This window comes from Martinezella multihospitum, assembly GCF_900094585.1.
Taxonomy (GTDB): domain Bacteria; phylum Pseudomonadota; class Alphaproteobacteria; order Rhizobiales; family Rhizobiaceae; genus Rhizobium; species Rhizobium multihospitium.
In genome coordinates, this window is sequence record NZ_FMAG01000005.1 from 329,838 (window position 1) to 349,905 (window position 20,068).

Consider the following 20,068-nt stretch of genomic DNA (forward strand, 5'->3'; position numbering starts at 1 on the left):
GCTGGCAAAACGGGGGCTTGCAAAACGCCGCCTTCGGGTGTCAGAGTCGCCGCATGGTTTCAAAACGTCTCTCACGGCTCGAAGGGCATCGCCGCAAGTTCATGGCGATCATCGACGATACGCCTGAATGCCAGCGCGCCGTCCATTACGCCGGCCGGCGCGCCAAGAATTCCAATGGTGGCCTCGTGCTGCTCTATGTGATCCCCGACGGCGACTTCCAGCAATGGCTCGGCGTCGAGGAGATCATGCGGGCGGAAGCGCGTGAAGAAGCCGAAGCGGTGACGGCAAAGGCGGCGCAGACCATCCGCGAGAATATCGGCATCGATGCGGAAATCGTCATTCGCGAGGGGGCGGCTGCCGAGCAGATCAATGCTGTCATCGAAGAGGATCGCGATATCGCGCTTCTGGTTCTGGCCGCAGGTTCCGCCAAGGAAGGCCCAGGCCCGCTCGTCTCGTCCATCGCCGGTCGCGCCGCTGCCTTCCCGATCCCGGTGACGGTGCTGCCAGATACGCTGAGCAATGAGGAAATCGACGCGCTGAGTTGATCGCGTGTGCCATTTCTTGAGAAACACTCTCTTGAATAGAATGGCCAAAAGGCCTATTTTCTTTTGAAATATTCTAAAGTCGGGACCGGGCGTCTGCCCGCCGCATGGAGATCAAGATGTTCATTCAGACCGAAGCGACGCCGAACCCCGCCACCCTCAAGTTTCTGCCGGGCAAAGTGGTGATGGAAAGCGGCACGGCCGAGTTCCGCAGCGCCGAAGAGGCTGAGGCTTCGCCGCTTGCTGCCCGCCTTTTCGAAGTCCCGGGTGTAACCGGCGTTTATTTCGGCTACGACTTCATCTCCGTCTCCAAGGAGAGTCAGGAATGGCAGCACCTGAAGCCCGCCATCCTCGGTTCGATCATGGAGCATTTCATGTCCGGCAAGCCGGTCATGGGCTCCTCTTCCGTGTCCTCGGAAGTGCAGGATGCCGGCGGTGAGTTCTTCGATGAGGGTGACGAGGCGATCGTGCTGACCATCAAGGAGCTGCTGGATACCCGCGTCCGTCCGGCCGTTGCCCAGGATGGCGGCGATATCACGTTCCGCGGCTTCCGTGACGGCAAGGTCTATCTGAACATGAAGGGTTCCTGCGCCGGCTGCCCGTCTTCGACTGCGACGCTGAAGCATGGTGTGCAGAACTTGCTGCGCCATTTCGTCCCGGAAGTGCAGGAAGTCGAAGCCGTTTAATATCTAGGCTTTCGGAAAAATTGACATGATCGTACTGGCGCTCGACACGGCAGGTGTGGATTGCGCTGCCGCTGTGTATGATAGCGGCAGTGATTCTGTGATGGGGGAGGTCACGGAAACGATCGGACGGGGGCATGCCGAGCATTTGATGCACGTGGTCGACGCGACGCTGGCGAAAGCCGGTGTAGCGCTTTCGGCGATCGAGCGTGTCGTCGTGACCGTCGGCCCCGGTTCCTTCACCGGCATCCGCATCGGCGTCGCAGCCGCACGCGGTTTTGCACTTTCCCTCAATGTTCCAGCCGTTGGCGTCACGACCCTCGAGGTCATGGCAGCAACGGCGCGACAACAGAATCCGGGTAAGTCGGTTCTGGCTGCCATCGATGCCAAGCGCGAGGAGATCTATCTCCAGACGTTCGATGCCAATGGCAGCCCGCTGGACGAGGCTCGGGCCGTGACGATCGATGAAGCGCGGGCAATCGCCGGCTCCTTCGATGGCATCGTCACCGGAACGGCTGTCGCCCGGTTAAGCGACGCGCCGCCGGCGGAGCGGCCAGACGCATTTCCGATTGCCATCGTCGCCCGGCTGGGCGCTGGCAAGCCTGCCGGCGAAAAGCCGAAGCCGCTTTATCTTCGCGGACCCGATGCCAGACCGCAGGCCGGATACGCAGTTGCCAGGCAATAGACATGCTCGAATCCTACCTGACTTTGAAAGCCGAATACGAAATCGTCCCGATGGAGCTCAAGGATTGCGCCGAGGTGGCGCTTCTGCATGGGGAGCGGTTCCCCAGGGTTTGGGACGAGAGTGAATTTCAGGGACTCCTCGGACAGGAGACCACCTTCGGCTTCGTCGCCCGCCAGACCAACGCCATCCTGAAAAAGGCGCTTCCAGGCTTCGTGCTGGCGCGACATGTGGCGGGTGAGGGTGAAATCCTGACGATCGCCGTCAACGCCAAGCTCGGGCGCTCCGGTCTCGGCTGGCGGCTGATGCAGGCAGCTCTTCGCGAAGCCCGCAATCGCGGCGGCGAAACCATGTTTCTGGAGGTCGACGGCGGCAATCAGCCAGCCCTCGGCCTCTATCGCAAGCTCGGTTTCGAAACGGTCGGCGAGCGCAAGGCCTATTATGTCGGTGAAAACGGCCAGAAGTCGACGGCGCTTGTCATGCGCCGCGTTCTTCGCTAGTCCGTTGTCACAGTCCAATAGACCAAACCGACAGACCGAAGACAGCGATCGATGGATGATGCCGTAAAATCCCTGGAGGAGCTCTGCGCCGAGCGCGGTATGCGCATGACGGACCAGCGCCGGGTCATTGCGCGCATCATCGAAAGCTCCGGCGATCACCCCGATGTCGAGGAGCTCTATCGCCGCTCCGTTCAGGTGGATGCGAAGATCTCCATCTCGACGGTCTATCGCACGGTAAAACTGTTCGAGGATGCCGGCCTTCTCGCCCGCCACGATTTCCGCGACGGCCGCTCCCGCTACGAGACCGTACCCGAAGAGCATCACGATCACCTGATCGACCTGAAAAGCGGTCAGGTGATCGAATTCCATTCGCCGGAGATCGAGGCGCTGCAGGAGCGCATCGCCCGCGAACACGGCTTCAAACTCGTCGACCACCGGCTGGAGCTTTACGGCATCCCGCTGAAGAAGGACGAAGGTTGACGTGACGGTTTTCATGCAGGAGCGAATGATTTGATGACCTGGCTGCGCATCGGCTGTGCCGCCGTGGTCATTGGCGTCGTCAGCGCGGTGATGCTGCCGATGCAGATCCTTTGCCTGCGTTTCGACTGGAGGCTCAGGCGCTATCTGCCGCGCTACTGGCATCGCATCGTCTGCTACTGGCTTGGCGTGCGCATCCATGTGATCGGCAAGATCGAGACGAGCCGACCCTTGATGCTGGCGGCCAATCACTCATCCTGGCTGGATATTCTCGTTCTATCGGCAGTCGCCGATGTTGCCTTCATCGCCAAATCGGAAGTTCGGGACTGGCCGATCTTCGGTCAATTCGCGCAGTGGCAGAAGAGCGTCTTCGTCGAGCGCGAGCAAAAGCGCAAGACCGGCGATCAGGTGAATGAGATCGCGGACCGCATGGCCGATGGCGAGATCATGGTGCTGTTTCCCGAAGGCACGACTTCCGACGGTAATCGCCTGCTCGAAGTTAAGTCGTCGCTGTTCGGCGCCGCTGCCGCTGCCTTGCCGAAGGCGCCGGATGCCGTCGTGCATGTCCAGCCGGTCGCGGTCGCCTATACCCGCGTCCACGGCACCGCCATGGGCCGCTATTATCGCCCGCTGACGGCGTGGCCCGGCGATATCGAGCTCGTGCCGCACTTGAAGGGCATCATCCAGTGTGGTGCCATCGATGTCGACGTCTGCTTTGGCGAGGCGGTCGATTATCGTGCTGGCACCAACCGCAAGGAAGTCAGCGCCACCATCGCGCGGCGCATCCGCAATATGCTCGCAAGCCGCCTGCTCGGCCGCGAGATCGCTTGATTTCCAGGTGATTCCAACTTTTCCATTTTCTCCGACGGCAAAAGCCACTACATAGCGGCCCATGACCAAGGACAGCCTAACCCTCGATGCCCCGGCGGCCGACGCTTTGCAGCTCGGCCCCCGCGATGGCTCCAACAGCCGCAAGGTTTTCATCAAGACCTACGGCTGTCAGATGAATGTCTATGATTCCACGCGGATGAGCGATGCGCTGTCGCGCGACGGCTACGAGCCGACCGAGGACATGGAAGAGGCCGATCTCGTCCTTTTGAACACCTGTCATATCCGCGAGAAGGCAGCGGAAAAGGTCTATTCCGCGCTTGGCCGTCTGCGCGAGATGAAGAAGCGCAAGGCTGCCGACGGCCGCGAGATGATGATCGGTGTCACCGGCTGCGTCGCGCAGGCCGAGGGCGAGGAAATCCTGCGGCGCGCGCCTGCCGTCGATGTCGTCATTGGCCCGCAGACCTATCACCGCCTGCCGGACGCGCTTCGCCGCGCCAAGGAAGGCCAGCGTGTCGTCGATACCGAATATGCGATCGAGGACAAGTTCGAGCATCTACCGATCGCTGAAAAGACAAAGATCCGCGCCCGCGGTGTCACCGCCTTTTTGACAGTGCAGGAAGGCTGCGACAAGTTCTGTACCTTCTGTGTCGTTCCCTATACCCGCGGCTCCGAAGTCTCCCGCCCGGTCGCCCAGATCGTCGAAGAGGCCGAGAAGCTGGTGGATGGCGGCGTGCGTGAAATCACGCTGCTCGGCCAGAACGTCAATGCCTGGCATGGTGCCGGTCCTACGGGCGAAGCCTGGAGCCTCGGTGATCTCCTTTATCGGCTTGCTGAAATTCCCGGCTTGGCACGACTGCGCTACACGACCAGCCACCCGCGTGACATGGACGATCGCCTGATCGGCGCGCATCGCGATCTGCGGACGCTGATGCCCTATCTGCATCTGCCGGTTCAGGCCGGCTCGGACCGCATCCTGAAGGCGATGAACCGGCGCCATACGGCGGCGGAATACCTCACTCTCATCGAGAGAATCCGCACTGCACGGCCTGATATCGCCCTGTCGGGCGACTTCATCGTCGGCTTCCCGGGGGAGACAGATCAGGATTTTGAGGATACATTGAAGCTGATCGAGGAGGTGAATTATGCACAGGCCTTCTCGTTCAAATATTCCACGCGGCCGGGCACGCCCGGTGCGGAGCTGAAGGACCAGGTGCCCGAAGAGGTCAAGACCGAGCGTTTGGAGCGGTTGCAGGCGTTGTTGCTGAGGCAGCAACATGCTTTTGCGGAAGCCTGCGTGGGCAAAACAGTGGATATCCTTCTGGAAAAGCCGGGCCGGATGCCGGGCCAGTTGATTGGACGCTCTCCCTGGCTGCAATCTGTGAATATTGATGCAAAAGCATCGCAAATCGGTGACATTATTAACGTACGAATCACCGGAACCAGCACCAACAGCCTTTTTGCTGAGTTGCTCTAGGGTCCGGACGAGCCAAGGGAGCCGCACCGCTTGAACGGACAGGAATTGGTTTCTTCTTCATCGCGCCAGCCCCGCACCGCGAGCGACGCCAATCACTTCACCCTGACGTTCGAGAATAATCGGTTCGCCAGCGAGCTTTTCGGACAATTCGACCAGAATTTGAAGCTGCTTGAGGAGCGCCTCGGCATCGATGCTCGCGCCCGCGGCAACTCCGTCGTCATCACCGGCGACGTGCTCGCCACCAATCAGGCGCGCCGCACGCTCGATTACCTCTATGACAAGCTGCAAAAAGGCGGCAATGTGGAGCGTTCCGACGTGGAAGGGGCAATCCGCATGGCGGTTGCCGCCGACGACCAATTGACGCTGCCGACCATGGAGAGAAAAGCCAAGTTGACGATGGCGCAGATTTCGACGCGCAAGAAGACGATCATCGCGCGCACGCCGACCCAGGATGCCTATATGCGGGCGCTGGAGCGCTCCGAGCTCGTTCTCGGCGTAGGTCCTGCCGGTACCGGCAAGACCTATCTCGCCGTCGCGCACGCCGCCCAGCTCCTGGAGCGCGGTGCGGTGGAAAAGATCATCCTGTCGCGCCCGGCCGTCGAAGCCGGCGAGCGCCTCGGCTTCCTGCCCGGCGACATGAAGGAAAAGGTCGATCCTTATCTTCGCCCGCTCTATGACGCGCTTTACGACATGATGCCGGGCGACAAGGTCGAACGTGCCATCACCGCAGGCGTCATCGAAATTGCGCCGCTCGCCTTCATGCGTGGCCGCACACTCTCCAATGCCGCCGTCATCCTCGATGAGGCGCAGAACACGACGTCGATGCAGATGAAGATGTTCCTGACGCGTCTCGGCGAAAACTCGCGGATGATCGTAACCGGCGACCCAAGCCAGATCGATTTGCCGCGCGGTGTCAAATCCGGCCTCGTGGAAGCGCTGCAGCTATTGGACGGTGTCGAAGGCATCACCATCGTCCGCTTCAAGGATACGGACGTCGTCCGTCATCCGCTGGTGGCGCGCATCGTCCGGGCCTACGATTCCACCTATGCCGCAAAGGCAGAGGAAAGCGATCCGCAGATCTGATCTGCGGTGCGAAAACTCATGGCCGAACTCGATATACAGATAAGCGTGGAGGAGGGCGATTGGCCCTCCGAAGAGATATTGCAGTCGCTTGCCGAGCGGGTGCTGGGTGAAGCTGCCGATTATCTCAAGAAACACGAAAAGCAGCCATTTCCAAAAATGGCGACCGAATTGTCGCTGGTCTTCACCGACGACGCCTCGATCCGTGAGATCAATGCGGAATGGCGCTCGCAGGACAAGGCGACGAACGTACTTTCCTTCCCCGCCTTTCCACTTGAGCCCGGCGGCAAGCCCGGCCCGATGCTTGGCGATATCATCATCGCCAGGGAAACCGTGGAGCGCGAAGCCGTCGATCTCGAAAAGAGTTTTGACGACCATCTGACGCATTTGATGGTGCATGGTTTCTTGCATCTCTTCGGCTACGACCATATGAATAATAGCGAAGCCGAAAGAATGGAGGGGCTGGAGACTCGCATTTTGGCTGGTCTTGGCCTATCTGATCCCTATGCGGGACAAGACCCCATTTGATTTGAACCCTGTCTGACCAGGAACAATGAGCGACTTTACGACAAGATCGGCCCCCGAGGCCAAAGACGGCGCCGATGCAGCCTCCTCCGACGAGGTAGGCAGTAGTAGCAACGGCAAGCGATCCCAATCTTCATTCTGGGCACGTGCTGCACGCATTCTGCGCCCGGCACAGGATTCCGCCCGGTTGCGCGAGGATCTTGCCGATGCGTTGATGACCAACGCGGCCGGCGACGATACCTTCTCCGCGGATGAGCGGGCGATGCTGCACAACATCCTGCGCTTCCGCGAGGTGCGCGTCGAGGATGTCATGGTGCCGCGCGCCGACATCGAGGCCGTCGACCAGAACATCACCATCGGCGAACTGATGATCCTCTTCGAGGAAAGCGGCCGTTCGCGTATGCCCGTCTATGCCGACACGCTGGATGATCCGCGCGGCATGGTGCATATCCGCGACCTGCTCTCCTACGTCGCCAAACAGGCCCGCAACAAGCGCCGCGCCGGCACGGCCAAGACGGCGGCCGCTGCAACGGCAGTACCTGCGGCCGAAAAGCCGGCGCGCTCGGCCAAGCCGAATTTCGATCTGTCGCGCGTCGACCTGCAGAAGACGCTGGTCGAGGCCGGCATCATCCGCAAGATCCTGTTCGTGCCGCCTTCGATGCTTGCCTCCGATCTCCTGCGCCGCATGCAGGTCAACCGCACGCAGATGGCCTTGGTTATCGATGAATACGGTGGCACGGACGGCCTGGCGTCGCATGAGGACATCGTCGAAATGGTCGTCGGCGACATCGACGATGAGCACGATGACGAAGAAGTGATGTTCAAGCGCGTCTCCGAAGACGTCTTCGTGGCCGACGCTCGCGTCGAGCTCGAGGAGATCGCAGCCGCGATCGGTCCGGATTTCGACATTGCCGAGCAGGTGGACGAAGTGGATACGCTTGGCGGTCTGATCTTCTCCGCTCTCGGCCGCATTCCGGTGCGTGGCGAGGTCGTGCAGGCGCTTCCAGGCTTCGAATTCCATATTCTCGACGCCGATCCGCGCCGCATCAAGCGGGTGCGCATCACGCGCAAGCGTCATGCCGCCCGTCGCCGGCCGACCGTCAAGCTGGAAGGTGAGGCGGGTGCGCCGGAGCGTGATTTGCCGGCGCCGGAAGCGATTGCCGAAGAAACCTCGGCAGAACGTAACGCGACCAGCCATTAATAGGCGCTCCAGCGGGACAAATCGCTGCATTTTTGAAAGACTGCGCCCAGTTGATTCGCGATTGGACGGAGCTGGCGCATGGAATGGCTTTCGGGCAGGGTGATCCTCGTCTGGGGTTTCAAACGTGCGTTGCTTACGATTTTAGCCGGTGCCATCGGCGTGCTGGCGCTGCCTCCCTTCGGCTTCTTCGCGGCGATGTTTGTCTCGTTCACGCTGCTCGTCTGGCTGCTGGATGGCGTTGCTGCCAGCCCGGATAGCGGCCTGCTCGGGCGGCTGTGGCCGGCCTTTTTCACCGGCTGGCTGTTCGGCTTCGGTTATTTCGTTGCCGGCCTCTGGTGGCTTGGTCATGCCTTGCTCATCGATGCCGATGAGTTCGCCTGGGCGCTGCCGCTGGCAATCCTCGGCCTGCCGGCCTTTCTGGCTGTTTTCTACGGCGTTGCGACCGTGCTTGCCCGCATCCTCTGGTCCGACGGCATGGGGCGCATCGCCGCGCTTGCCTTCAGCTTCGGTATGCTGGAATGGCTGCGCAGCTTTCTCTTCACCGGCTTTCCCTGGAATGCCATCGGCTATGGCGCCATGCCCATTCCGCTGATGATGCAGTCGGCGCACGTCGTCGGCGTGCTCGGGGTGACCGCGCTTGCCGTCTTTGTCTTCGCCGCACCTGCGCTGCTCGGCACGCGCCAGGGGCGGGTGCCGGGGATCGGCCTTGCCGTCCTCATCGCCGCCGCCCATTTCGGCTATGGCTATTACGCGCTCGGCCAGCCGGAAGCTCCGCTCACCGATGCCAAGACCGCGCCGGTCGTGCGCATCGTCCAGCCGTCCATCGACCAGGAAACCAAGATGGATACGGCCGCCGATCGCACCGCCATCTTCGACAAGCATTTGGCGCTCTCCGTCCAGCCACCCGCCAATGGCGGCAAGCGGCCCGACATCATCGTCTGGCCGGAAACGGCCGTGCCCTTCATTCTGACCGACAATCGCGATGCGCTCGCCCGTATTGCGGATCAGCTCGAAGACGATCAGATCCTGATCACCGGCGCCGTTCGCGTTGAAGACATGGGGCCGGGTCTCGAACCTCGCTATTACAACTCGATCTATGTCATCGACGGCCGCGGCCAGATCATCGGTGCGTCCGACAAGACCCATCTCGTCCCCTTCGGCGAATATGTACCCTTCGAGCACATTCTGAGCTATCTCGGCATCGAGAATGTGGTGGAACTGCCGGGCGGCTTCTCCGCGGCGACAAAGCGGCAATTGCTGACCATGCCCGACGGCGTCAAATTCTATCCGCTGATCTGCTACGAGATCATCTTCCCGAATGAGATGACGTCGGCGATCCGGCAGGCCGATGCTATCCTCAACGTCACCAACGACGGCTGGTTTGGCGATACGCCTGGCCCATACCAGCATTTCCAGCAGGCAAGGGTGAGGGCGGTGGAGCAGGGACTGCCGCTGATTCGAAGCGCCAATACCGGCATTTCAGCATTTGTTGATGCACACGGACGTATGCTTTCCGGCATCGATTATAACCAACAAGGCTTCATAGATACCACTTTAGGTGGCGCAACCGTATCGCGCATCGACGATAAAGCCAGAAAAACATACTTTTGGTTGATCATCGGAGCAGTCGGCATGATTGCCGTGATTTCGCGCATGGGTTTTATTTTCAGGGTGAATTGACCAAAAAACCCTAAAATTGCATAGTGCTAGATGTCCGCCTTTCGAACGTAGACTGGAGGCCTTGGGGGCGTCGGCTGCAACGTGGCGTTATAGGGGTGGTGAAGGGTACCGGGTGGCAGGTCCTGAATTCAACCTATGTTAGGGTAAAATGATGATTGAGAATAAAAAGAAGCCGAACCCCATCGACATTCATGTCGGTAGCCGCATACGCCTCCGCCGCACGATGCTTGGCATGAGCCAGGAGAAGCTCGGCGAAAGCCTCGGAATTACGTTTCAGCAAATCCAGAAATACGAAAAAGGCACCAACCGCGTTGGCGCCAGCCGCCTCCAGAATATCTCCAGCATCCTCAATGTCCCGGTTTCCTTCTTTTTCGAGGATGCACCGGGCGAGCACTCGACCGGCGCGGGCGGCATGGCCGAGGCATCCAGCTCCAACTACGTCGTCGACTTTCTGTCGTCTTCCGAAGGATTGCAGCTCAACCGCGCCTTCGTGAAAATTTCCGATGGCAAGGTCCGACGCAAGGTTGTCGAGCTGGTCAAGGCGCTCGCCGCCGAGGCGGATGCCGAGTAACCCTTCGAAGCGGGGTTAAACCGACAAAGTCGAGAGGCGGTCATTTTGGCCGCCTTTTCGCTATTTACGGCAAAATTTTATCACTTGAGCGGGGATATAAAGATATATTTATGTCCTTGTGCGGCTTGTTTTTCGAGGCGGAGACGAATATCAAAAGCAGAGATTTGTTCTTTGAGGGGAATCCCGCATGCGCGCGAATTATCTGTTTACGAGTGAGTCTGTTGCCGAAGGTCACCCGGATAAAGTTTGTGACCGCATTTCCGATGAAATTGTCGATCTGGTTTACCGCGAGGCTGCAAAGACCGGCGTAAACCCCTGGACCGTGCGCATTGCATGCGAGACCCTTGCCACCACCAACCGCGTCGTCATCGCCGGTGAAGTGCGTCTGCCGCCGAGCCTGATGAAGAAGGACAAGGACGGCAACGACGTCATCAATCCTTCGAAGTTCAAGGCTGCCGCACGTCGCGCCATCAAGGACATCGGCTACGAGCAGGACGGCTTCCACTGGAAGAAGGCCCGCATCGACGTTCTCCTGCACTCGCAGTCCGCAGATATCGCCCAGGGTGTCGATAATGCCGCCGACCAGCAGGGTGACGAAGGTGCCGGCGACCAGGGCATCATGTTCGGCTATGCCTGCAAGGAAACGCCTGACCTCATGCCGGCGCCGATCTACTATTCGCACAAGATCTTGCAGCTGCTCGCTGCCGCCCGCAAGAAGGGCGATGGTGAAGTCGCCAAGCTCGGCCCTGACGCCAAGAGCCAGGTGACGGTCCGTTACGTCGATGGCAAGCCGTCCGAAGTGACCTCGATCGTGCTCTCGACACAACATCTCGACGAGAACTGGGATTCGAAGAAGGTTCGCGCCGTTGTCGAGCCCTATATCGTCGAAGCGCTCGGCGACCTGAAGATCGCTTCCGATTGCAAGTGGTACATCAATCCGACGGGCAAATTCGTCATCGGCGGCCCGGACGGCGACGCCGGTCTCACCGGCCGCAAGATCATCGTCGACACCTATGGCGGCGCAGCCCCGCATGGCGGCGGCGCATTCTCCGGCAAGGATACGACCAAGGTCGACCGTTCCGCGGCCTACGCTGCCCGCTATCTGGCGAAGAATGTCGTTGCCGCCGGTCTTTCCGATCGCTGCACGATCCAGCTCTCCTACGCCATCGGCGTTGCCCAGCCGCTGTCGATCTATGTCGACCTGCACGGCACGGGCAAGGGCGTCACCGAGGACCAGGTCGAAGCGGCCATCCGCAAGAACATGGACCTCTCGCCGACCGGCATCCGCCGCCACCTCGACCTCAACAAGCCGATCTACGCCAAGACCTCGGCTTACGGTCACTTCGGCCGCAAGGCCGGCCGTGACGGCTCCTTCTCCTGGGAGCGTACTGACCTGGTGAAGGCCCTCAAGGAAGCCGTGAAGCTCCGGGAAGCCGCATGATCGATACCGAGCGCCGGTCGCGGGCGACGGAAGCATTCTTCGGCCGGCGCAAGGGCAAAGCCTTGCGCGGCCAGCAGGCTGAAAAGCTGGAAGCATTGCTGCCGCGGTTCATCATCGACCTCTCCGCCCCGGCGCCGCAGCCGCTGAACGATCTCTTCCCGGTGCCGACAGAGCGTCTGCGCCTTGAGATCGGTTTCGGCGGTGGAGAGCATCTGATCCACCGGGCGCTGGAGCAGCCGAAGACCGGCTTCATCGGCGTAGAACCCTTCGTCAATTCGATGCAGAAGCTGCTTGCCAGCGTCGACGACGCTGGTGCGCATAATATCCGCGTCTACAATGATGATGCGACGCAGGTGCTGGATTGGCTGCCGGATGGCTGCCTGGATCAGATCGACTTGCTCTATCCCGATCCCTGGCCGAAGAAGAAGCACTGGAAGCGCCGCTTCGTTTCGCAGGTGAATCTTGCTCGCTTCCATCGCGTCCTGAAGCCCGGCGCGCTCTTCTGTTTCGCCTCCGACATCGACACCTATATCAATTGGACGCTGCAGCATTGCCAGGCGCATGGCGGCTTCGAATGGACCGCGCGGAATGCCGCCGACTGGCTGACGCCCTATGAGGGCTGGCCGAGCACGCGCTACGAGGCCAAGGCCAGGCGCGAAGGGCGCTCGTCGGCCTATCTGACCTTCAAGAGGGTCTGATCGCTCCGACTACGGGCGAGAATTTCAGATTGAGATAGTCGCATCATCCCGTGACGACCGCCGCTTGAGGCGGTCTGGATCATGCGCGCGCGTTGCCAGGTGGGGCCGGTTCGATGCGGTCCTTGCGGACGGTGACGTTCACCGTCGGGCGGCGCTCGTGGTCAGTGCAGGCTGACCGTCTTCAATTCGTCTTCGGCAGCACGATAGAATGTGCTGGAGCGATTGTCCGTCAAAAGGATCGGGGTGCCGTCGGCGCCGAAAAGCGCCCAGAGATCGACATCCGGGTCAATATCCGGCGCTTCCGGGAAGCAGCGGGATACTTCGGACCAATCCATTTTTCTGATGTAGGCGACCTCACCGGTGCCGATATTGGCAAGTTCGGATGCGGTCAGGCGGGCGGTAGCTTCTTTCAACAACATGCTCGTACCTCCAGTATGAGGGACCAACGGCTCCGGAGCATGATGCCGAAAAGTGTGAGTGTCTTTCGGGCGACATCGTGCTCTAGTTCTTTGATTCTAGAGCCGATTCAGACTTCAGATCGATTCGGCCTGAAATCATCCGGCTCTAGGCCGTTGTCCTACTGTGAGACCGAAATGTTAATTTTCTTTACTATGCGGTCGGGTTCCGGCCGAATGAGATCGACGGAGAGCAGGCCGTTCTTCAGCGCGGCGCCGAGCACCTGCATGCCGTCTGCAAGAACGAAAACGCGCTGGAATTGCCGGGCGGCAATGCCGCGGTAGAGATAGTCACGCTCGCCCTGTTCGATCTGGCGGCCGCGGATCAGCAGCTGGTTTTCCTCGGTGGTGACATCGAGTTCGTCTTCGGAAAAGCCGGCGACAGCCAGCGTGATACGCAGACGTTCCGGCTCGCCGGAAAGGCGGTCCGCACGCATCCGTTCGATATTGTAGGGAGGGTAACCGTCGCTGGCCTTGGAAATCCGCTCAAGCGTCTTTTCCATAGTATCGAAGCCCAGAAGCAGCGGGCTGGCAAAGGGAGTCGTCCGGCTCATCGTCTCAAAGTCCTTGGGTGTCAAGCGACCGTTCCGGACCTGATCTTCAGCACCCGGTTGTCCCTAATATGGGAGTACGCGCCTGTGAGTGCAAGCCATGGCGTCTTCGCATTTGCGAGATCGAAATCCATGGTGAAGAATCGTTTTGCGACATGGCGAGCGAGCGCTTGACAAAGCCGGACCGGACCCGCGACAAAGCCTGTCGATCTGCACCGGAGGAAAGTTACAGATATGACCGAACCTAGAAAAATCATCATCGATACCGACCCTGGTCAGGACGACGCCGCGGCGATCTTTCTTGCCTTCGGCAGCCGCGAGGAGATCGAGGTGCTCGGTATCACGGCGGTTGCCGGCAACGTGCCGCTGAGCCTGACGAGCCGCAATGCCCGCATCGTCTGCGAACTCTGCGATCGCCGCGACGTCAAGGTGTTTGCCGGCGCCGATGCGCCGCTGAAGCGCAAGCTGGTGACGGCGGAGCATGTGCATGGCAAGACCGGCCTCGACGGTCCGGACCTGTCCGAACCGACCATGGAACTCCAGCCGGGCCATGCCGTCGATTTCATCATCGATACGCTGCGCAAGGAGCCGGAAGGCGCTGTCACGCTCTGCACGCTCGGCCCGCTGACCAACATCGCAATGGCCTTCCAGAAGGCGCCTGACATCGTTGGACGCGTACGCGAACTCGTCATGATGGGCGGCGGCTTCTTCGAGGGCGGCAACATCACACCGGCGGCCGAGTTCAACATCTATGTCGACCCGGAGGCGGCGGACGTCGTGTTCCGTTCGGGCGTTCCCATCGTCATGATGCCGCTCGACGTCACCCACAAGCTGCTGACGCGCAAGGATCGCGTCGAGCGCATCGCCGCCGTCGGCACGCCGCCGGCCAAAGCCATGGTCGAAATGCTGCAGTTCTTCGAGCGTTTCGATATCGAGAAATACGGTTCGGACGGCGGCCCGCTGCACGATCCGACTGTTATCGCCTATCTTCTGAAGCCAGAGCTCTTCAAGGGCCGCGAATGCAATGTCGAGATCGAGGTGACGTCAGAACTGACGGTCGGCATGACCGTCGTCGACTGGTGGCACGTCACCGACCGCAAGCGCAACGCCAAGGTTATGCGCGACGTCGATGCCGATGGCTTCTTCGCGCTGCTGACGGAACGCTTCGCCCGCATCTGACTAGACTCCATGAGAAAGGCCGCCGGATCGCTCCGGCGGCCTTTTGTATTTCATCGAGCCAAGGTCGGCTCAGAATTCTTCCCAGTCGTCCTGGGCGAGCGCATTGGCGCCCTGGGTCTGCGGAACTGACTTGCGTGCCGGTGCAGCTACGGGCGCAGGCGCGCGACGCGAGGCTGCCGGAGCCCGCATCTGCTGGGCGGTCGCCCGCAATGCGCTGGCATTCTCCTGGGCGGCACGCGCGGTGCGGAAGCGTGCAACGAGCGTCCGCAGCGACTGGGCTTCCTCGGCAAGCGCCACGCTGGAGGCCGTGGTCTCCTCGACCATCGCAGCATTCTGCTGGGTTACCTGATCCATCTGGTTCATGGCCGAGTTGATTTCCTTCAGGCCGATAGCCTGCTCGCTCGCGGAGGCGGAGATCTGGCGGATCAGGCCGTTGATCTCCATCACCTGCTGGGCGATCTTGTGCAGGGCATCGCCCGTGCGGCCGACCAGATCGACGCCTTCCTTGACCTGTCCGGCCGAGGCATTGATCAGGGTCTTGATCTCCTTGGCGGCGTTGGCCGAGCGTTGGGCCAGCTCGCGCACTTCCTGCGCGACAACGGCAAAGCCCTTGCCGGCTTCGCCGGCACGGGCGGCCTCGACGCCGGCGTTGAGCGCCAGAAGATTGGTCTGGAAGGCGATCTCGTCGATGACGCCGATGATGCGCGACACCTCCTGCGAGGATTGCTCGATGCCATGCATGGAGGCTATAGCCTTTTGCACGATCTCACCGGAATGCTCGGCATCCTGAGACGCTGCGTTTACGCTGCTTGCTGCCGTGCGGGCATTCTCGGCGCTGGAATTAACCTGCGCGGTGAGCTCGTTAAGTGCTGCGGCCGTCTCTTCGAGGCTGGCTGCCTGCTGCTCGGTACGGCGGGCGAGGTCCGAGGCGCTGTTGCTGATTTCGCCGGTGCCGCTGCCGATATTGCCGACGCTGACATTGACGGTGTGGACCGTCTCTTCGAGGCTTGCCAGCGCAGCATTGAAGTCCTGTTTGAGCTGGGCGTACTCGCCAGGGAAATCGTCTGTGATCCGCTGGCTGAGATTGCCCTTCGACAACTCGGCAAGGTTATGGCCGAGAATGCCGACGATATGGCGCTGCAGGGAAACGCTCTCGTTACGTTCGGTCTCGGAGCGGCGGCGTTCGCCCTCGGCGGCCTGACGCTGGTCATAGGCTTCGCCCTCGAGGCGCTTGGTATCGGCGAGCGCGAAGCGGAAACCTTCCAGTGCCTTGGCGACCGAACCCACTTCATCGGCACCTGCCTGCCCGGCGACCGGTTCGGCATAATTGCCCGCACTCAGGCGATTGACGCTTGTGACAAGACCGGCGAGCGGCTTCTGCACGAAGCTGCGCACGGCGGCGTAAAGAGCGAACATGACGGCGGCGAGTACCAAAAGTCCGGCAACGATCATCGTATAGGTCTGATCGCGTACAGGCGCTGCGATCGCGCTGTGCGGAACGTCGATCAGAACGACCCAGGTGGCATTGAGGCCGGGGACGGCGAACGGATAGACGACACGGTCGAACTCTTCGCCACCGTCTTCGGAGAGGTTCTTGAGGATGCTCGTGGACGAGGAGGTCAGCGCCGCCTTGATGGCATCGGCGCCCGAACCATTATAGTCCTTCATCAGCAGGTTCGCGCTTGGTGCGACCAGCCACTTGTTGTCCTGGGAAACCAGCAGCACGCGGCCGGTGCCGAATGGCTGCAGCTTCTGCAGCTTGGTGGAAAGCGAGGCGAGCGAGATATCGACGCCCGCAATGCCGATCAGCTTGCCGCCCGACATGACGGGATAGGCAATCGAACTCATGGTCGTCGGAACGTCGGTGCCCTGTGCAAGGTAGGGCGGCGTGATCGCGCCCTTGCCGCTGTCGGCGGCAAGCTTCCACCAGGCTGCGGTGTAATCATTGTCGAAGGTGGAAAACTGGATGCCGCCGTCCTTGGTCTTTGACCAATAGGGCGTGAAGGCACCCTTGTCGTTGACGCCCTGATCCTTGTTATTGGCAAGCTCCGTCGTCTTGCCGTCGAATGCGCCGAGCTGCTCGCAGAACCAGCTGCCGAAGGCAAAGGCATTCTGTTCGACGTTTGCTTTGAGGATGTTGATGATGCCCTTGCGGTCGAAGGTATGACCTTCGTGGCCGCGGCCGATGATGGCGGCCATGGAGCGGGCGGCGCTCGCCATTTCGCCGACATTGGCAGCGATTTCGTTGGAAATGGATTTGGCCTCGGTATTGGCCTGGTCCATTGTCAAGGTCTCGACGCGATCACGGGTCTGGGAAATCAGCAAATAGTTGGAAACCAGCAAGACGAGTGCAATCGCCAGCCCAGTGACCAAGATCAGCTTGGCCGCAAGCGACTTCATACGAAAGATGAACATCATTTCCTCGAAAAAGCGATGCGTCGGATACACATTATCCAGATGCAAGGTCGGCGCAGGATGGCCCTGTCATGGAGCCGCCGTTAAATTCCTGCCGCAGCCGGAAGGCCATATGCGCCAGGCCAGAGGAGAATGATGTGGAAGCGCAAAAATTTAATTAATTGCGCTTCGCAATGCTTATGAAATTTTAGCGTTAAAGCTTATCGGTGACTTCGCTGGCAACCGGAATCGACGGCTGCGCGCCCGGCTTCAGGCAAGCAAGCGAGCCGGCGACGGCGGCGCGGCGCAGGCTGGCGTGGAAATCCAGGCCCTGATCGAGGCTGGCGGCAAAATAGCCGCAGAAGGTGTCGCCGGCGCCGACCGTATCGACTGGCTCGATCACGAGGCCCTTGGCGCGTGAAACCTCGCCGTCACGAATGGCGATGACGCCGTCGCCGCCAAGCGTGACGATCAGGGTCTGACCGGTTTCGCCGTGCAGGCGGACGAGGGCAGCCTCGCGCTCGGAGGCCGACATATTGTCCTGGCCAGCCAGTCTCTCGAATTCCGTCTCGTTGGCGATGACGATATCGGCAAGGCGGCCGAGGCGGGCCGCTTCCGGGATCAAAGGAGCAAGATTGAGCACGGTGCGCACGCCCTTTGCCTTTGCGGCGTTGAGCGCCGTTTCGACAGCCTCGACCGGAATTTCGAACTGCAGCATCAACGTATCGCCGGGGTTGAGCGCCGCCACGGCAGCCGTTGCGTGTTCGGCCGTATTCGTGCCGTTGGCTCCGGGAACGACCGCGATCATGTTCTCGCCGTCACCGCCGACGAGGATCAGAGCCGTGCCGGTCGGTTCCGAAACGCGCCGGACGGTGAAAAGATCGGTGCCTGCTGCCTGCAGCAGATCGACTGCGGGTTCCGCAAAGCCGTCATTGCCGACAGCACCATTCATGCGCACCGTTGCGCCGGCGCGGCGCGCGGCCAGCGCCTGATTGGCGCCCTTGCCGCCGGCAGCGGTGGAGAAGCCGTTGCCGGCAACGGTTTCTCCCGGCTTCGGCAAACGATCCGTGGTGGCGATGAGGTCCATGTTGATGGAGCCGAAAATAGTGATCATGCGATATCCTGCCCTGGGTGTTGCGCCTGCACGATCCTGCCCGAAGGCTGCCGTTGTCTTTTCGGATCATGCATCGATTGGGCGCGACACTGCCGAAGCGATCAGTCTTCGTCAACCACCCTGAGCTTGAGCTGGCTCGTGCGGTTGTCGACAGGCTTGGGCCGCTCTTCCGGCCGCGCCTTGGCAGGCTCTTTCACGGCCTCGAATTCCAGTGCCTCTATGCGCTCTCCGCGCCTTGCGAGCTTGTCGGCGGAGGTGACGATCATGTCGATATCCTTCTGCGCCATGGCGAAATGGCCTTGCAGCTTGCGCACCCGCTCATCGAGGCGCGAGAGGTCGTCCATCAGATGCGCCACTTCGCTCTGGATGACATGCGCCTGCTCGCGCATGCGCTGGTCCTTCAGCACAGCTTGGATGACCTGGATCGACAGCATCAGCAGCGAGGGTGAGACGATGACGATGCGGGCGCGCTGGGCCTTCTGCACGATCGCTTCGAAATTCTCGTGGATCTCGGCGAAGATCGATTCGGACGGCACGAAGAGGAAAGCCGTGTCCTGCGTCTCGCCGGGGATCAGATACTTCTCCGAAATGTCGCGGATATGCAGCTCCAGATCCCGGCGGAACTGCTGCGCGGCGATCCTGCCATGTTCGGGGCTGGCGGCAGCGCGAATGGCGTTCCAGGCTTCCAGCGGAAACTTCGCGTCGATGACCAGCGGCGGCGAACCGTTCGGCATGCGAACGGTACAGTCCGGCCGCGAACCGTTCGACAGTGTCGGCTGGAAGGCGTAGGCGCCTATCGGCAGCCCATCGGCGATGATGGTCTCCATCCGTGCCTGGCCGAAAGCGCCGCGCGTCTGCTTGTTGGAAAGAATGGCCTGCAGGCCGACGACATCCTTCGCCAGCGTCTGGATATTGGTCTGCGCGGCATCGATGACGGCGAGCCTTTCCTGCAGTCGGCGCAAGTTTTCGTGCGTCGAGCGCGTCTGCTCGCCGATCGTCGCCGTCACCCGTTGCGACATGCCGTCCAGGCGCTGGCCGATCGCCTGATTGAGCTCCGCCTGCCTGGAGCCGAACACCTCGGCCATGGTGGCAAGCCGCCCCTGCATCTCAGCCTGCGACCGCAGCAGTGCCGCCATCGTATGCTCGGCATCAAGCTCATCGTCCTCTGCTTGCACCCTGCCGCGGACGAAAAGGACGATCACTGCGATCATAAGCAGGATGACGAGGCCGGTCAGAACCTGGACCGTGGAAATGGCTTGGCCGAAGATGATGAAGGACATGAAACCTGGCGCGCTGATGAAGTTCTTCACACAAGCATAGCAAAATTGTTGTGAATATCCAGATCAAACCGTGAACAAAATTTCGAGGCCAGCCGCTGCTGTTCGGATCGCTGCTGGCGAAAAAACACCGCTCCATCGCCATCTTGGCGATTCCATCGCACGACAAGATGCGTTAAGGGAAACGTCATGACGATCAAGCCACTCATCATTTTGCCCGACCCGCTGCTCCGCCAGGCTTCCAAGCCCATCGAGCAGATCGATACCGAAATTCAGCGTCTCGCAGACGACATGCTGGAAACCATGTACGACGCGCCGGGCATCGGCCTTGCGGCGATCCAGATCGGCGTTCCCCGCCGCATGCTCGTCATCGACGTCGCGCGCGAAGGTGAAGAGAAGAAGCCGCTGGTGTTCATCAATCCGGAGGTCGTCGCGTCCTCGGACGAACGTTCGGTCTACGAGGAAGGCTGCCTTTCCATTCCGGATTACTATGCCGAAGTGGAGCGCCCGGCACGCGTCACCGTCAAGCATCTCGACCGCAACGGCAAGGAGCAGCTCACCGAGGCCGACGGCCTGCTTGCGACCTGCGTGCAGCACGAGATCGACCATCTGAACGGTGTACTCTTCATCGACTATATCTCGCGCCTGAAGCGGGAGATGGTGATCAAGAAGTTCACCAAGGCTGCCAAGTCGAAGGCTCTCTGATCTCCGGC

21 protein-coding genes are annotated in these 20,068 nt (G+C 60.8%); 16 read left to right on the forward strand and 5 right to left on the reverse strand.

Features of this window, described 5'->3' with window-relative positions:
* Nucleotides 1–53 precede the first annotated feature (53 nt).
* From GA0061103_RS22165 to trmB, 14 genes are all read left to right on the forward strand, one after another.
* On the forward strand, nt 54–545 hold the full coding sequence (locus tag GA0061103_RS22165; RefSeq protein ID WP_092715002.1) for a universal stress protein: 492 nt from the start codon (nt 54–56) through the stop codon (nt 543–545).
* A gap of 116 nt (nt 546–661) precedes the next feature.
* The gene (locus GA0061103_RS22170; RefSeq protein ID WP_092715004.1) at nt 662–1,228 is read left to right on the forward strand and encodes a NifU family protein; all 567 of its coding nucleotides are present in this window, start codon (nt 662–664) and stop codon (nt 1,226–1,228) included.
* 25 nt (nt 1,229–1,253) lie between these two features.
* Nucleotides 1,254–1,910: a tRNA (adenosine(37)-N6)-threonylcarbamoyltransferase complex dimerization subunit type 1 TsaB gene (tsaB, locus tag GA0061103_RS22175; protein ID WP_092715006.1), complete on the forward strand. Its 657-nt coding sequence runs from the start codon at nt 1,254–1,256 to the stop codon at nt 1,908–1,910.
* Nucleotides 1,911–1,912: 2 nt separating this feature from the next.
* A complete protein-coding gene (locus GA0061103_RS22180) occupies nt 1,913–2,407 on the forward strand; it encodes a GNAT family N-acetyltransferase (protein WP_092715008.1) in 495 nt (164 codons plus the stop codon).
* Between the two features lie 51 nt (nt 2,408–2,458).
* The gene (locus GA0061103_RS22185; protein WP_092715010.1) at nt 2,459–2,887 is read left to right on the forward strand and encodes a Fur family transcriptional regulator; all 429 of its coding nucleotides are present in this window, start codon (nt 2,459–2,461) and stop codon (nt 2,885–2,887) included.
* A gap of 30 nt (nt 2,888–2,917) precedes the next feature.
* On the forward strand, nt 2,918–3,715 hold the full coding sequence (olsA, locus tag GA0061103_RS22190) for a lyso-ornithine lipid O-acyltransferase (protein WP_092715012.1): 798 nt from the start codon (nt 2,918–2,920) through the stop codon (nt 3,713–3,715).
* A 61-nt stretch (nt 3,716–3,776) separates the two neighbouring features.
* On the forward strand, nt 3,777–5,189 hold the full coding sequence (gene miaB, locus GA0061103_RS22195) for a tRNA (N6-isopentenyl adenosine(37)-C2)-methylthiotransferase MiaB (protein WP_092715013.1): 1,413 nt from the start codon (nt 3,777–3,779) through the stop codon (nt 5,187–5,189).
* A 30-nt stretch (nt 5,190–5,219) separates the two neighbouring features.
* Nucleotides 5,220–6,272: a PhoH family protein gene (locus tag GA0061103_RS22200; RefSeq protein WP_069611161.1), complete on the forward strand. Its 1,053-nt coding sequence runs from the start codon at nt 5,220–5,222 to the stop codon at nt 6,270–6,272.
* A gap of 18 nt (nt 6,273–6,290) precedes the next feature.
* The gene (ybeY, locus tag GA0061103_RS22205; RefSeq protein ID WP_092715015.1) at nt 6,291–6,797 is read left to right on the forward strand and encodes an rRNA maturation RNase YbeY; all 507 of its coding nucleotides are present in this window, start codon (nt 6,291–6,293) and stop codon (nt 6,795–6,797) included.
* Nucleotides 6,798–6,822: 25 nt separating this feature from the next.
* Nucleotides 6,823–7,995: a hemolysin family protein gene (locus tag GA0061103_RS22210; protein ID WP_092715017.1), complete on the forward strand. Its 1,173-nt coding sequence runs from the start codon at nt 6,823–6,825 to the stop codon at nt 7,993–7,995.
* A gap of 78 nt (nt 7,996–8,073) precedes the next feature.
* Nucleotides 8,074–9,675 carry an apolipoprotein N-acyltransferase gene (gene lnt, locus GA0061103_RS22215; RefSeq protein WP_092715019.1) on the forward strand — a complete coding sequence of 534 codons (1,602 nt, stop codon included), beginning with the start codon at nt 8,074–8,076 and terminating at the stop codon, nt 9,673–9,675.
* 151 nt (nt 9,676–9,826) lie between these two features.
* Complete coding sequence (locus tag GA0061103_RS22220; protein ID WP_092715201.1) at nt 9,827–10,246, forward strand: helix-turn-helix domain-containing protein; 420 nt, start codon at nt 9,827–9,829, stop codon at nt 10,244–10,246.
* Nucleotides 10,247–10,433: 187 nt separating this feature from the next.
* Nucleotides 10,434–11,687: a methionine adenosyltransferase gene (gene metK, locus GA0061103_RS22225; protein ID WP_092715021.1), complete on the forward strand. Its 1,254-nt coding sequence runs from the start codon at nt 10,434–10,436 to the stop codon at nt 11,685–11,687.
* Entirely contained in the window at nt 11,684–12,385 is a 702-nt protein-coding gene (trmB, locus tag GA0061103_RS22230; RefSeq protein WP_092715023.1) for a tRNA (guanine(46)-N(7))-methyltransferase TrmB, read from the forward strand. Before metK ends, trmB begins: the two co-directional genes overlap by 4 nt.
* A gap of 161 nt (nt 12,386–12,546) precedes the next feature.
* Here trmB and GA0061103_RS22235 read toward each other — a convergent pair whose 3' ends face one another.
* A complete protein-coding gene (locus GA0061103_RS22235; RefSeq protein ID WP_075855396.1) occupies nt 12,547–12,804 on the reverse strand; it encodes a BQ00720 family protein in 258 nt (85 codons plus the stop codon).
* 158 nt (nt 12,805–12,962) lie between these two features.
* The gene (locus GA0061103_RS22240; protein WP_092715024.1) at nt 12,963–13,394 is read right to left on the reverse strand and encodes an Hsp20 family protein; all 432 of its coding nucleotides are present in this window, start codon (nt 13,392–13,394) and stop codon (nt 12,963–12,965) included.
* 231 nt (nt 13,395–13,625) lie between these two features.
* On the opposite strand from GA0061103_RS22240, the gene GA0061103_RS22245 reads away from it, so the two are divergent.
* On the forward strand, nt 13,626–14,570 hold the full coding sequence (locus GA0061103_RS22245) for a nucleoside hydrolase (protein WP_092715025.1): 945 nt from the start codon (nt 13,626–13,628) through the stop codon (nt 14,568–14,570).
* A gap of 69 nt (nt 14,571–14,639) precedes the next feature.
* On the opposite strand, the gene GA0061103_RS22250 is transcribed toward GA0061103_RS22245, so the two are convergent.
* The 3 genes from GA0061103_RS22250 to GA0061103_RS22260 all read right to left on the reverse strand — a co-directional run bounded on the left by GA0061103_RS22250 (nt 14,640) and on the right by GA0061103_RS22260 (nt 19,358).
* The gene (locus GA0061103_RS22250) at nt 14,640–16,985 is read right to left on the reverse strand and encodes a methyl-accepting chemotaxis protein (RefSeq protein ID WP_092715203.1); all 2,346 of its coding nucleotides are present in this window, start codon (nt 16,983–16,985) and stop codon (nt 14,640–14,642) included.
* A 193-nt stretch (nt 16,986–17,178) separates the two neighbouring features.
* Complete coding sequence (locus GA0061103_RS22255; RefSeq protein ID WP_092715026.1) at nt 17,179–18,078, reverse strand: ribokinase; 900 nt, start codon at nt 18,076–18,078, stop codon at nt 17,179–17,181.
* Between the two features lie 101 nt (nt 18,079–18,179).
* Nucleotides 18,180–19,358 (reverse strand): DNA recombination protein RmuC, encoded by a 1,179-nt coding sequence (locus GA0061103_RS22260; protein ID WP_092715205.1) that lies wholly within the window; start codon nt 19,356–19,358, stop codon nt 18,180–18,182.
* 186 nt (nt 19,359–19,544) lie between these two features.
* Between GA0061103_RS22260 and def the strand changes: the two genes are divergently transcribed.
* Complete coding sequence (gene def, locus GA0061103_RS22265; protein WP_092715027.1) at nt 19,545–20,060, forward strand: peptide deformylase; 516 nt, start codon at nt 19,545–19,547, stop codon at nt 20,058–20,060.
* Nucleotides 20,061–20,068: the final 8 nt, after the last annotated feature.